The 13363-nt window shown below is 66.6% G+C and carries 11 protein-coding genes; 8 read left to right on the top strand and 3 right to left on the bottom strand.

Annotated features, from left to right (window positions below; all coding sequences use genetic code 11):
• Positions 1 to 10: 10 nt before the first annotated feature.
• Genes HLA98_RS09540 through HLA98_RS09525 form a run of 4 tightly spaced genes read left to right on the top strand, consistent with a single transcriptional unit; the run spans position 11 to position 3529 of the window.
• Entirely contained in the window at positions 11 to 1132 is a 1122-nt protein-coding gene (locus tag HLA98_RS09540) for an ABC transporter permease (protein WP_057500365.1), read from the top strand.
• A gap of 1 nt (position 1133) precedes the next feature.
• A complete protein-coding gene (locus HLA98_RS09535; RefSeq protein WP_057500366.1) occupies positions 1134 to 1961 on the top strand; it encodes an ABC transporter ATP-binding protein in 828 nt (275 codons plus the stop codon).
• 3 nt (positions 1962 to 1964) lie between these two features.
• Entirely contained in the window at positions 1965 to 2891 is a 927-nt protein-coding gene (locus tag HLA98_RS09530) for an MlaD family protein (protein ID WP_057500367.1), read from the top strand.
• The gene (locus tag HLA98_RS09525) at positions 2888 to 3529 is read left to right on the top strand and encodes an ABC-type transport auxiliary lipoprotein family protein (protein ID WP_057500368.1); all 642 of its coding nucleotides are present in this window, start codon (positions 2888 to 2890) and stop codon (positions 3527 to 3529) included. The genes HLA98_RS09530 and HLA98_RS09525 overlap by 4 nt, the downstream gene beginning before the upstream one ends.
• Positions 3530 to 3533: 4 nt before the next feature.
• Here HLA98_RS09525 and HLA98_RS09520 read toward each other — a convergent pair whose 3' ends face one another.
• A complete protein-coding gene (locus HLA98_RS09520) occupies positions 3534 to 4121 on the bottom strand; it encodes an alpha-ketoglutarate-dependent dioxygenase AlkB family protein (RefSeq protein ID WP_057500369.1) in 588 nt (195 codons plus the stop codon).
• A gap of 116 nt (positions 4122 to 4237) precedes the next feature.
• Between HLA98_RS09520 and HLA98_RS09515 the strand changes: the two genes are divergently transcribed.
• The gene (locus HLA98_RS09515; RefSeq protein WP_057500370.1) at positions 4238 to 6301 is read left to right on the top strand and encodes a glycoside hydrolase family 99-like domain-containing protein; all 2064 of its coding nucleotides are present in this window, start codon (positions 4238 to 4240) and stop codon (positions 6299 to 6301) included.
• A gap of 10 nt (positions 6302 to 6311) precedes the next feature.
• Here HLA98_RS09515 and HLA98_RS09510 read toward each other — a convergent pair whose 3' ends face one another.
• Together HLA98_RS09510 and HLA98_RS09505 are read right to left on the bottom strand one after the other, a co-directional pair.
• Positions 6312 to 6944, bottom strand: coding sequence for a CoA transferase subunit B (locus HLA98_RS09510; RefSeq protein WP_057500371.1), 633 nt, complete (start codon positions 6942 to 6944; stop codon positions 6312 to 6314).
• Between the two features lies 1 nt (position 6945).
• On the bottom strand, positions 6946 to 7677 hold the full coding sequence (locus HLA98_RS09505; protein WP_057500372.1) for a CoA transferase subunit A: 732 nt from the start codon (positions 7675 to 7677) through the stop codon (positions 6946 to 6948).
• Positions 7678 to 7850: 173 nt separating this feature from the next.
• On the opposite strand from HLA98_RS09505, the gene HLA98_RS09500 reads away from it, so the two are divergent.
• The 3 genes from HLA98_RS09500 to HLA98_RS09490 all read left to right on the top strand — a co-directional run bounded on the left by HLA98_RS09500 (position 7851) and on the right by HLA98_RS09490 (position 13334).
• The gene (locus HLA98_RS09500; protein ID WP_057500373.1) at positions 7851 to 10475 is read left to right on the top strand and encodes a DEAD/DEAH box helicase; all 2625 of its coding nucleotides are present in this window, start codon (positions 7851 to 7853) and stop codon (positions 10473 to 10475) included.
• Between the two features lie 96 nt (positions 10476 to 10571).
• Positions 10572 to 11918, top strand: coding sequence for a phosphohexomutase domain-containing protein (locus HLA98_RS09495; RefSeq protein ID WP_057500374.1), 1347 nt, complete (start codon positions 10572 to 10574; stop codon positions 11916 to 11918).
• 12 nt (positions 11919 to 11930) lie between these two features.
• Positions 11931 to 13334, top strand: coding sequence for a mannose-1-phosphate guanylyltransferase/mannose-6-phosphate isomerase (locus HLA98_RS09490; protein ID WP_057500375.1), 1404 nt, complete (start codon positions 11931 to 11933; stop codon positions 13332 to 13334).
• The last annotated feature ends 29 nt before the right edge of the window (positions 13335 to 13363 follow it).

Raw genomic sequence — 13363 nt, 5'->3', positions numbered from 1 at the left:
TGCGACCCGAATGGCCCAAGTGACCCCGAACCACGCCCCCCAGCTCGAACAGGATGCCCATGACCCGGGCGTGATCCACCTGTCCGGCACCTGGACCTTGAAGACCGCGCTGGCCGCGGCCGAAGTCCTGCGCGGCGTTCCCGATACGCTGACCGGCATCGATGCCACCGCCATCGAAAAGATGGATTCGGCCGGCGTGCTGCAGGTGCTGCGCGTAGCCCATCGCGCCGACCTCGGCGAGGACGCTCTGAAGTTCCGCCCGGATCACCAGGCGCTGGTGTGCACCATCGAGGAAGTCGCCGACGACCGGCCCAAGCCCAAGCGCGACTTCGGCGTGCTGGCGGCGCTGGAACGGCTGGGTGTCAGCGTCCATGCCACCGGTCACAACATCAAGGCGCTGTGCAGTTTCCTCGGCGAGAACCTGGTCAAGGCCGCACGCCTGGTGAAGGAACCGCGCCGGTTCCGGCTCACCGCCACCGTGCACCAGATGGAACAGGTGGGCCTGGATGCGGTGCCACTGGTAGCGCTGCTGTCGTACCTGGTCGGCGCGGTGATCGCCTTCCTCGGCTCCACCATCCTGCGTGACTTCGGTGCCGAGATCTATGTGGTCGAACTGGTCAACATCGCCTTCCTGCGCGAGTTTGCCGTGCTGCTGACCGCCATCGTGCTGGCCGGCCGCACCGCCAGCGCCTTCACCGCGCAGATCGGTGCGATGAAGGCGCGCGAGGAAATCGATGCGATGCGCACCCTGGGCCTGGATCCGATCGACCTGCTGGTGCTGCCACGGCTGCTGGCGTTGCTGGTCACCCTGCCGCTGCTGACCTTCATTGCAATGGTCGCCGGCCTGGCCGGCGGCATCACCGTCGGTGCGTTCGACCTCGACATCCCGCCGCAGATGTACATCGCGCGCATGCACGAGACGATGGAAGTGCGGCACATGCTGGTCGGCCTGTCGAAGGCGCCGGTGTTCGCGCTGGTGATCGGCCTGATCGGCTGCCTGGAAGGCCTGAAGGTGGAAGGCACGGCGCAGTCGGTGGGCGAACGCACCACCTCCAGCGTAGTGCAGACGATCTCGCTGGTGATCATCATCGACGCCTTCGCGGCGTTGTGGTTCATGCACATGGACTGGTGACATGAGCACGCATCCGACACCCGAAGAAATTCCCATGCAGGACGACGACGGCCACGACCTGGCCATCCGCGTGCGCGGGCTGGTCAACCGCTTCGGCAGCCAGACCGTGCACGAAGACCTGGACCTGGACGTGCGCCGCGGCGAGATTCTGGGCGTGGTGGGTGGTTCGGGTACCGGCAAGTCGGTGCTGATGCGCTCGATCCTGGGCCTGCGCGTGCCCGATGCCGGGCAGATCGAAGTGCTCGGCCGCGACGCGCGTGCCGATGATACCGAGAGCCGCCTGCACATCGAACGCAATACCGGCGTGCTGTTCCAGGACGGCGCGCTGTTTTCGTCGCTGACCGTGGGCGAGAACGTGCAGGTACCGCTCAAGGAACACCACCGCGAACTGCCCGAGCGCTGGCATTACGAGCTGGCGCTGTTGAAGGTGAAGCTGGCCGGCCTGCCCGCCGATGCGATCAACAAGCTGCCCTCGCAGCTGTCCGGTGGCATGCGCAAGCGCGCCGGCCTGGCCCGGGCGCTGGCACTGGATCCGCCGCTGCTGTTCCTGGACGAACCGACCGCCGGTCTCGACCCGATCGGTGCGGCGGCGTTCGACCGCCTGATCAAGACCCTGCAGGAAGCGCTGGGCCTGACCGTGTTCCTGATCACCCACGACCTGGACACGCTGTATGCCATCTGCGACCGGGTGGCGGTGATCGCCGACCGCAAGGTGGTGGCCAACGCCCCCTTGCCGGACATCGAGAAACTGGATCATCCGTGGATCCAGGAATACTTCCACGGACCGCGCGCGCGTGCCGCGCGTGGCGAACAGATCGAGAGTGCCTGAGCCATGGAAACCAAAGCCAACTACGTGCTGATCGGCGCGTTCACCCTGATCACCGGCCTGGCCCTGCTGGCCTTCGGCCTGTGGGCCGCCAAGTACTCCTCCGACCGCACCTGGCAGGAGTACCGCGTGGTGTTCCGCGAAGCCGTGACCGGCCTGTCGGTGGGCAGCCCGGTGCAGTACAACGGCATCGCGGTGGGCTCGATCACCGAGTTGAACCTGGTGCCCGACGACCCGCGCCAGGTCGTCGCGCGCATCCGCCTGAACTCCAACACGCCGGTCAAGACCGATACCCGCGCCAAGCTGGCGATCACCAGCCTGACCGGCCCGTCGATCATCCAGCTCAGCGGCGGCACGCCGCAGTCGCCGGCACTGACCACGGTCAACAAGGATCCGGCGCCGATCATTCCGACCACGCCGTCGGCCCTGCAGAACATCACCGACGTCGCCAACCGCATTGTCGAGCGCATGGACCAGATCCTCAGCGACCGCAACGTGGCCTCGATCAACGCCACACTGGCCAACCTGGAAACGATCAGCGGCGGCTTGGCCGACCGTGATCAGGGCACGCAGGCGCTGCTGCTCAGCGCGCGCGATGCCGCCCGCAGCCTGGACACCACGCTGAAGACCACCAACGGCACCATCGAGCGCCTGGACAGGAATCTGGTGCAGCAGCTGCCGGGCATCATCGACAAGCTCGACGGCACCCTGGCCAAGCTCGATTCGGCCGCCGGCAACGCCGATTCGATCCTTGGCGAGAATCGCGCCGCGATCAACAGCTTCGCAAATGATGGCCTCGGCCAGCTGGGCCCGACGCTGACCGAACTGCGTGGCCTGATCCGCGATCTGCGCCGGGTCAGCGACCGCCTCGAGAACAACCCCGCGCGCTACCTGCTGGGCCGCGACGCACCGAAGGAGTTCGAACCCAAATGAGCCCGACCACCCTTCCGCGCCGGCTGCTGGCCGCTTCGATGGTCACCCTGCTGGGCGGCTGCTCCATCCTTGGCAGCAGCGAGAAAACCGCGGTGACGCTGTACTCGCCGGCCGTGCAGGTCAAGGCCGACCCGGCGTGGCCGCAGGCCAGCTGGCAGCTGGTGCTGGCCAAGCCCAGCGCCGCGCGCATGGTCGACAGCCCGCGCATCAACGTGCGGCCGACACCGTCGCAGATGGAGATCTACAAGGGGGCCAGCTGGGCACAGCCGGCCACCGACATGATCGAGGACACCCTGCTGCGCGGCTTCGAGGACTCCGGCCGCATCCGCGGCGTGGCCCGCAGCACTGCCGGCATCCGCGCCGACTACAAGCTGTCCACCGACGTGCGCCGCTTCGAATCCGATTACCAGGGTCAGGCGACGCCGACCGTGGTGATCGAGGTCAACGCCAAGCTGATCCACGTGGCCGACCAGCGCGTGGTCGCCGACCGTACCTTCCGCCAGGCGCAGCCGGTCGGCAGTACCGACGTACCGGCGGTGACCGCCGCCTTCGAGCGTGGCCTGCAGCAGCTGGCACAGGACATGGTGGGCTGGACGCTGCAGAGCGGGCAGGCCGACCAGCCGACTGTCACGCGCTGATCGATCAGCGCGGCGTAATCCAGCGCAACGTCAGGTTGATCCGTTCACCCTGCACCCGCGCCATCTTCGGCAACGCGTGCTGGTAGAACCTCTGCGTCTGCCCTGCCATCACCAGCAGATCGCCATGGCCGAGCAGATACTCGGCCTTCCGCGCCGGGTCGTCGCGCCGGCGCAGCAGGAAGCGCCGTGCCGCGCCCAGGCTCAGTGAAGCAATCACCGGCATCGGGCCCAGTTCGGGTTCGTCGTCACTGTGCCAGCCCATGTAATCGCCACCACCGCGATAGCGGTTCAGCAGTACGCTGTTGAAGCGGCCGAAGCCTTCCGCCTGCAGGCGCTCGCGCATGGCCTGTAACGCGGGTGGCCACGGGTGCGGAACGAATTCAGCCCCGGAATAGCGGTAGCGCGCCTGCGGGTCACCGATCCAGCAGCTCAACCGCGGCGAATCCACCCAGCTGCCGAACATGCGGATGCGATGGATCTCCCAGGCCACGTCGGCCTGCAGCGCGGACATGAGCCCGTCGGCATCGGCGGCGGCCAACCAGCCCGGCAGGTGCTGGACATCGGCATCGGGGAGCTCATGGGGAAACAGCATGGCCGCACAGTAACACCTGGCGGATTTGCCGTTGCAGCGGCGATTGCCGGAAAATGGCTGCAGTCCCGCCGTTGGTCCCGAATCATGCGCCGCCCCCCGTTTCCCAGGTTCCATCCATGAGCCACGCGGCGCCCGGCATCCGCCAGCTCACCTTCTCGGTCCTGCGCGCGCTGTTCCGTGCCCTGCCGATGCCTGCGTCACTACGTGATCGTCTGCGCAACCGGGGACTGGACCGTATCGGCAGCTGGAGCCCGCCACCGCCCCGCGGCCGTGTGGGTGCAGCGGCCGATGGCGCACGTGCGCTGCTGCGCGCCGATGAACGGGCGATCGGCTACGCCGCCGCAGAAGACGCGCCATTGCCGGCCACGCTGCCAGCCACGTTGGTGGCCTTCTATCTGCCGCAGTTCCATCCGTTCGAAGAGAACGATGCCTGGTGGGGCAAGGGCTTCACTGAATGGCGAAATGTCAGCCGCGCCCTGCCCCAGTTCGAGGGCCATGTACAGCCACGCCTGCCCGGCGACCTGGGCTTCTATGACCTGCGTGTTGGCGAGACGCTGCGGGCGCAGGCCAAACTCGCTGCAGACCATGGCATCGGCGCTTTCTGCTTCTACTTCTACTGGTTCAGCGGCCATACGCTGATGGAGCGGCCGCTGCGGCAGTGGTTGGCCGACAGCACGATCGACCTGCCGTTCTGCCTGTGCTGGGCCAACGAAAACTGGACCCGGCGCTGGGACGGCCGCAACCAGGACGTGCTGATCGGCCAGCAGCATAGCGAGCAGGATGATCTCGCCTTCATCGCACACGTCGCCGACTACCTGCGCGACCGCCGCGCCTTGAAGGTCGATGGACGTCCTGTGCTGCTGCTGTATCGCCCGCAGTTGCTGCCCGATCCCAAGGCCACAGCTGCACGCTGGCGCGGGTGGTGCCGTGACAATGGCATCGGCGAGATCCATCTGGCCTATGTCCAGAGCTTCGAGCGCCCGGACCCACGCGATATCGGCTTCGATGCCGCCGTGGAGTTCCCACCGAACATCGCCGCGCCACGTCAGTTGAACACCTCCCAGTTCCTGCTCAACCCCGACTACGAAGGCGACGTGCGCGATTGGCGCGAACTTGCCTCGCAGATGCGCAAAGCGCCGTTACCGGACTATCCGCTGTATCCGGGCGTCAATCCGGGCTGGGACAACGAGGCTCGACGCCCCGGGCGCGGCCGTGTCCTGCTGCACGCCTCGCCGCGGGGTTACGGCGACTGGCTGCACGACACGGTGCACGAACGACTGCGCGATGTAGCACCGTCCCGGCGCATGGTGTTCATCAACGCCTGGAACGAATGGGCGGAAAGTGCCGTGCTCGAGCCCGATGCCCGCCTCGGCCATGCCTGGCTGCAGGCCACCCGACGCGCGCTGGCACCGTCACCATCCGCGCCATCGCGGCCGTGCATCGTCATCCATGCCTGGTACCTGGATGCGCTGCCGGAGCTGCTGCAGGCGGTGAAGGACAGCGGGCTGCAGGCGCGTCTGGTCATCACCACCAGCGCGGACCGCCAGGCTCAGGTGCAGTCGATCGCCGATGCGCAGGACATGCCTGCCGAGATCTGGGCCTTCGACAACCACGGTCGCGACATCCTGCCGTTCCTGCACGCGGCCGATCGCCTGCTGCAGCAGAACGAGTCGCTGGTGCTCAAGCTGCATACCAAGCGCTCCACCCATCGCGACAACGGCGACCAGTGGCGAAGAGAGATGGTCGATGCCCTGCTGGGCCCGGCACGGGCTGCCGCCAACCTGGCCCATCTCCAGGCCGATCCCCACCTGGGGCTCATGGCGCCTGCCGGGCATCTGCTGGATGTGGCCGACTATATGGGTGGCAATGCACAGCGCATGGAGCGGCTGTGGGCACAGCTGGGTCTGGACGGCGCGCCCGGCGACGGGCAGTTCGCGTCCGGCAGCATGTTCTGGGTGCGCCTGCAGGCACTCCGCCCGCTGCTGGATGGGCATCTGCTGCCCAGCATGTTCGATGTCGAAGCCGGCCAGATCGATGGCACGCTGGCCCATGCCATCGAGCGCGCGACCGGCGCCGTGGTCACGTGCGCCGGCTTCTCGGTGGGTGACACTTCCCAGGTGCAGGGCGCCGCCGCCCCACCACCAGCATCCGCGGGCTATCCATACGCCCGCGGGAGCTGAACCTCCGGCGTCAGGCGCGGGCGAACGCCACGCCCGTTTTTTCTTTCAGTTCGTCGTCGCTGACATCCGGCGCTGCTTCCACCAGCAGCAGGCCCTTGTCAGTCACGTCGAACACGGCCAGGTCGGTGATGATGCGGTCGACCACGCCCACGCCGGTCAGCGGCAGCGTGCATTCGGCCAGGATCTTGTGCTCGCCGTTCTTGGCGGTGTGCTCCATCAACACCACCACGCGCTGCACGCCGGCCACCAGATCCATCGCACCGCCCATGCCCTTGACCATCTTGCCGGGCACCATCCAGTTGGCCAGGTCACCCTTGTCGGTGACCTGCATGGCGCCGAGGATGGCCAGGTTGACGTGGCCACCGCGGATCATCGCGAAGCTGTCATGGCTGCCGAAATAGCTGGCACCGGCACGCGCGGTGACGGTCTGCTTGCCGGCATTGATCAGGTCGGCGTCCACTTCGGCGTCGGTCGGGAACGGGCCGATGCCAAGCAGGCCGTTCTCCGACTGCAGCCACACGTCCACGCCTTCAGGGATGTGGTTGGCGACCAGGGTCGGCAGGCCGATGCCCAGGTTCACGTAGGCGCCATCGGTCAGCTCGCGGGCGGCACGCGCCGCCATCTCATCGCGGGTCCACGCCATGTCAGTTGCCCTCCGCGCGGATGGTGCGCTGTTCGATACGCTTCTCAGGATGCGGGTTGTGCACGATGCGGTGCACGTAGATGCCCGGCAGGTGCACCTGGTCCGGGTCGATGGCACCGACCGGCACCACCTCTTCCACTTCCACGATGCAGATCTTGCCGGCCATCGCACAGGCGGGGTTGAAGTTGCGCGCGGTCTTGCGGAACACCAGGTTGCCGGCCTCGTCGGCCTTCCACGCCTTGACCAGTGCCACATCGGCGCGCAGCGCGGTTTCCATCACGTAGTGCTTGCCGTCGAACTCGCGGGTTTCCTTGCCTTCGGCCACCACCGTGCCATAGCCGGTGGCGGTGAAGAACGCCGGAATGCCTGCACCGCCGGCACGCAGGCGTTCGGCCAGGGTGCCCTGCGGGTTGAATTCCAGCTCGAGCTCGCCGGCCAGGAACTGGCGCTCGAACTCCTTGTTCTCGCCCACGTAGGACGAAATCATCTTCTTGATCTGCCGGGTTTCCAGCAGCTGGCCCAGACCGAAGCCATCGACCCCGGCATTGTTGGAGATCACGGTCAGGCCCTTGGCGCCACTGTCGCGCAGCGCGGCGATCAGGGCCTCGGGGATGCCACACAGGCCGAAGCCGCCAACGGCCAGCGTCTGGCCATCGGCGACCACCCCTTGCAGGGCCTCCGCCGCACGGGCGAAGCGCTTGCTGCGCTTGCCGGTGGAAGTCGATTGCTGCATCTCTACTGCCCTACCCGGTGAGAATGTTGCCATTCTAGCGGTACACCCGTTACCGGCTGGGGTGCGCCGCAGCATGAACCGGTATGCCCGGCCGCCTTTCCGTAGAATGTCCCCTTCCCCGCTTGCGGTGCCCTTGGCAACGCGCGCCGCAGATGGAGAGGACAGGACGACGCATGGCCGTAGTATTCACCGGAGGGGAACTGTCCCGCTGGCTGGATGCCGGGACACTGGAAAGAGGCAGGCAACGCGCAGGTGCCGTGCACGCGCTGCACTACAGGGCGCCGCTGCTGACCGCGCAGGTGGAGACCTGGCAGGTGACCATCGATCTGGACGCCAGCGCCCGTGCTCCGCGCAGCCCTCTGCAGAGTCGCTGCACCTGCCCGGCGGGAGGCTCCTGCGAGCATGTCGCTTCGGTCCTGTTGGCGGCACTGGGCACGTCACTGGAGGGCGACACGGGCCCGCTACGTCCCGCTGCGCATCCGACGCTGCCAACCCTGCCGATCCAGGCGATGACACCGATCCTCCATCTGCACAGCCTGGAGTACCGACCCGACTGGCTCACCGAGCGCGATCCTTCGCAGTGGCTGGACGTTGCCACCCTCGCGTTCGAGTACGACGAGCACGTACGCTTTCTCGACGACCCGTCGCCGTTCGTGCATGGCCCGCAGGGCCAGCTCTACCTGCTGCCGCGTGACCTCCACGAGGAGGCACGGCGCGAAGATGAACTGCGCAGCGTGCATCTGCACCGTGAGCGGCAGCCACGCATCGTCCTGGACGGCGGCGGACCATTGTTCGAACTGCGCAGTTTCGACTGGACCCGCTTCCTGCTGGATGACGTGCCGCGGCTGGAGGCCCTGGGCTGGAAAGTGGAGGCAGACGACGATTTCCGCCATCGCATCACCCGGGTGGATGAAATCGATCTGGACATCCAGGCGGACCCGCAGGATGCGGGCTGGTTCAATCTGGGCCTGGAGATCCAGGTGGACGGCCACAACGTGTCCATGGTTCCGCTGCTGCAGCAGGTACTGAATGCCGATCCTCGCTGGTCGCGCGGCCAGCTGGACGCCATTGGCGATGACGAGAACATCCTGCTGACTGCCGGTGGCAATACGCGCCTGGCGCTTCGGGCGTCGCGATTGAAACCGGTCATTGCCCTGCTGGCCGACCTGTTCACCCCGCGCGATGTGCCGTTGCGGCTGTCGATGCACGATCGCGGTCGGCTGCAAGCCCTGAAGGACGACGCACACCTGCAGCTGCGGGGCCACGGGGACACCCAGGCACTCGTGCAGCGCCTGCTGCAGGCGCCTGCCCCGGAAGACGTGGCAACGCCTGCCGGATTGCAGGCGACGCTGCGTGGCTATCAGCGCGATGGCCTCTCGTGGCTGCAGTACCTGCGGCAGCAGCGCCTGGGCGGCGTACTGGCCGATGACATGGGGCTGGGCAAGACCCTGCAGACCCTGGCCCATCTGCTGGTCGAAAAGGAAAGCGGCCGCCTGGACCGGCCGGCACTGCTGGTGGTGCCGACCTCACTGCTGCACAACTGGCAAAGCGAAGCGGCACGCTTCACCCCGGACCTGCGCGTGCTGACCCTGCACGGATCGACGCGCGAGACGCTGTTCGACGCGATTCCCGCGCATGATCTCGTACTGACCACGTACCCCCTGCTGTGGCGCGACGAGCAGGCGCTGCAGGCACATGCCTACCATCTGCTGATTCTGGATGAAGCCCAGCAGGTGAAGAATCCGAAATCACGCGCTGCCGTCACCCTGCGCACGTTGCAGGCCCACCATCGCCTGTGTTTGACCGGTACGCCGCTGGAAAACCACCTGGGCGAACTGTGGACGCAGTTCGATTTCCTGCTGCCCGGCCTGCTCGGCACCGAGAAGCAGTTCAACCAGCATTGGCGCCACCCCATCGAACGCGGCAGCGACCATCGCCGTGCCCAGTTGCTGGCGCAGCGGCTGCGCCCGTTCATCCTGCGCCGACGCAAGGACCAGGTCGCGTCGGAGCTTCCGCCCAAGACCCTCATTACCCGTTCGGTCGAAATGGAGGGCGGCCAGCGTGATCTCTATGAAACCGTGCGTGCAGCGATGGAAAAGCAGGTGCGTGAGGCCATCAGCGGCAGCGGGCTGGCGCGCAGCCATATCGTGGTGCTGGATGCATTGCTGAAACTGCGCCAGGTCTGCTGCGATCCGCGCCTGCTGCCGGGCAACACACCGGCACGGGCTGCAGGCTCGGCCAAACTGGAGCTGTTGCGCGAGATGCTGCCGCCGATGATCGAGGAAGGTCGTCGCATCCTGTTGTTCTCGCAGTTCACTGGCATGCTGGCGCTGATCGCGCAGGCGCTGGACGATCTGGGACTGGCCTATGTGACCCTGACCGGTGATACCCAGGACCGGGCCACGCCGGTGCAGCGTTTCATGCAGGGTGAAGTCCCGGTGTTCCTGATCAGCCTCAAGGCAGGTGGCGTGGGGTTGAACCTGACCGCGGCCGACACCGTCATCCATTTCGATCCCTGGTGGAATCCCGCCGCCGAGAACCAGGCCAGTGACCGCGCTCACCGGATCGGCCAGCAGCAGCCGGTGTTCGTCTACCGGTTGATCGCCGCAGGCAGCATCGAAGAGCGGATTGCCGAGCTGCAGGAACGCAAGGCCCTGCTGGCCGAATCGATTCTCGAAGGCGGTGGCAGCGCCGGGCCGCGCTTCAGCGAAGAAGACGTGCAGGCACTGCTGGCGCCACTGCCGGGCCTGCCGGCCAGACGCACCCGCAGGCCGGGCCGACGGCCGCCGCAGCACTGACCGGAACACCCAGTCAGGTGGCGTTTCCCGATGGAAACGATTCCCATACGGGACTGGGACTACAATTGAGGGCTGAGCTCACAAAGGATCTGATCGATGCCCCTGCCCGCTTTCAAGGCCTACGATATCCGCGGCCGTGTGCCGGAAGAACTGAACGAGGACCTGGCCCGCCGCATCGGCGTCGCCTTGGCCGCACAGCTCGCTCCCGGCCCGGTGGTCCTCGGCCATGATGTGCGCCTGACCAGTCCGGCACTGCAGGATGCGCTGGCCGCAGGCCTGCGTGGGACCGGCCGTGAAGTGATCGACATCGGCCTGTGCGGCACCGAAGAGGTCTACTTCCAGACCGATCACCTCGGCGCGGCCGGCGGCGTGATGGTGACCGCCAGCCACAACCCGATGGACTACAACGGTATGAAGCTGGTCAAGGAGAACGCGCGGCCGATCAGTTCGGATACCGGCCTGTTCGCGATTTCCGACGCGGTCGCCGCCGATACGTCCGAAGCCCGGCCGCTGCGTGCCGGGCAGACCGCCCAGCATGACAAGCACGCCTACATCCAGCATCTGCTGAGCTATGTCGACGCCGGCAAGCTCAAGCCGCTGAAGCTGGTGGTCAACGCCGGCAACGGCGGCGCCGGCGCCATCGTCGACCTGCTCGCACCGCACCTGCCGTTCGAGTTCATCCGCATCTGCCACGAACCGGACGGCAGCTTCCCCAACGGCATTCCCAACCCGCTGCTGCCGGAAAACCGCGCTGCCACCGCCGACGCGGTGCGCGAACACGGCGCCGACTTCGGCATTGCCTGGGACGGTGACTTCGACCGCTGCTTCTTCTTCGACCACACCGGCCGCTTCATCGAGGGCTATTACCTGGTCGGCCTGCTGGCCAAGGCGATCCTGGCGCGCAACCCGGGTGGCAAGATCGTGCATGACCCGCGCCTGGTCTGGAACACCGTGGACATGGTCGAGCAGGCCGGCGGCGTGCCGGTGCAGTGCAAGAGCGGCCATGCCTTCATCAAGGAAAAGATGCGCGCCGAAGATGCAGTGTACGGCGGCGAGATGAGCGCCCATCACTACTTCCGCGAATTCGCCTATGCCGACTCCGGCATGATCCCGTGGCTGCTGATCGCCCAGCTGGTTTCCGAGAGCGGCCGCTCGCTGGCCGACTGGGTCGAAGACCGCATGGCGGCCTACCCGTGCAGTGGCGAAATCAACTTCAAGGTTGCCGATGCCAAGGCCGCCGTCGCGCGCGTGATGGAGCACTTCGCGGCGCAGTCGCCCGCGCTGGACCATACCGATGGCATCAGCGCCGACTTCGGCGACTGGCGCTTCAACCTGCGCAGCTCCAACACCGAGCCGCTGCTGCGCTTGAACGTCGAAGCACGTGGTGACGCCGCATTGATGCAGGCGCGCACCGATGATATCGCCCGCCTCATCCAGCAGTAATCAAGGAAGATCATGAGCCGCATCCAGCCTGTCATCCTTTCCGGTGGTTCCGGTACCCGCCTGTGGCCGCTTTCGCGCGAGGCGTATCCGAAGCAGTTCCTGCCACTGGCAGGCGAACTGACCATGCTGCAGGCCACCTGGCAGCGCGTCGCTCCCATCGCCGCGCACGGTCCGCTGGTCATCGCCAACGAGGAGCACCGTTTCGTCGCCGCCGAACAGCTGCAGCAGGTCGGGGCTGAACCGGCCGCGATCATCCTGGAGCCGGTGGGTCGCAATACCGCTCCGGCCATCGCCGTGGCCGCGCTGGAGGCCACCCGTGACGGTGCGGATGCATTGCTGCTGGTACTGCCTTCGGACCATGTGATCACCAACGAAGCTGCCTTTCGCGATGCGGTACAGGCTGCAGCCAGTGCCGCCGAATCCGGCAAGCTGGTGACCTTCGGCATCGTGCCGACAGGCCCGGAAACGGGCTACGGCTATATCAAGGCCGCCGACGGCCAGGGTCTGCGCGCGGTCGAGCGTTTCGTCGAGAAGCCCGACCTGGACACGGCCACCGGCTACGTCAGCAGTGGCCAGTACTACTGGAACAGCGGCATGTTCCTGTTCAAGGCATCGCGCTACCTGCAGGAACTGGAACGCTTCCAGCCGGCAATGCTGGCTGGCAGCCGCCAGGCCTGGCAGCAGGCCCGCCGCGATGCCGACTTCACCCGCCTGGACAAGGACGCCTTCAGCGCTGTGGCGTCCGACTCGATCGACTACGCGGTGATGGAAAAAACCGCAGACGCGGTGGTGATCCCGCTGGACGCGGGCTGGAACGACGTCGGTTCCTGGACCGCACTGCGCGATGTCTCGCAGCAGGACAGTGACGGCAACGCCCACCAGGGTGATGTGATCGCCATCGACTGCCGCAACACCTACGCCTATGCCCAGCGGCTGGTCGCCCTGGTTGGGCTGGATGATGTGATCGTGGTCGAGACCGATGACGCGGTGCTGGTCGGCAAGGCCGACCGCATGCAGGAGGTCAAGACGGTGGTGGCGAAGCTGAAGGCCGAAGGCCGCAGCGAAGCCACCTGGCACCGCAAGGTCTACCGCCCCTGGGGTGCCTACGACTCGATCGACAATGGTGAGCGCTTCCAGGTCAAGCGCATCACCGTCAAGCCCGGCGGCACGCTCAGCCTGCAGATGCATCACCATCGCGCCGAGCACTGGATCGTGGTCAGCGGCACCGCCGAGGTGACCCGCGGCAACGACGTGATCCTGCTCAGCGAGAACCAGAGCACCTACATTCCGCTGGGCGTCACCCATCGCCTGCGCAACCCCGGAAAACTGCCGCTGGAACTGATCGAAGTACAGTCGGGCAGCTACCTGGGCGAGGATGACATCGTGCGGTTCGAGGATACCTACGGGCGCAACTGACGCAGTGGATCCTTCGGCGGGCAGTCAGA

Origin of the sequence: Stenotrophomonas africana (genome assembly GCF_013004645.1) — a bacterium.
In the GTDB taxonomy this organism is placed as follows: domain Bacteria; phylum Pseudomonadota; class Gammaproteobacteria; order Xanthomonadales; family Xanthomonadaceae; genus Stenotrophomonas; species Stenotrophomonas africana.
Note: the sequence above shows the minus strand (reverse complement) of the source record. Positions and strands in the feature narration are given on the sequence as shown.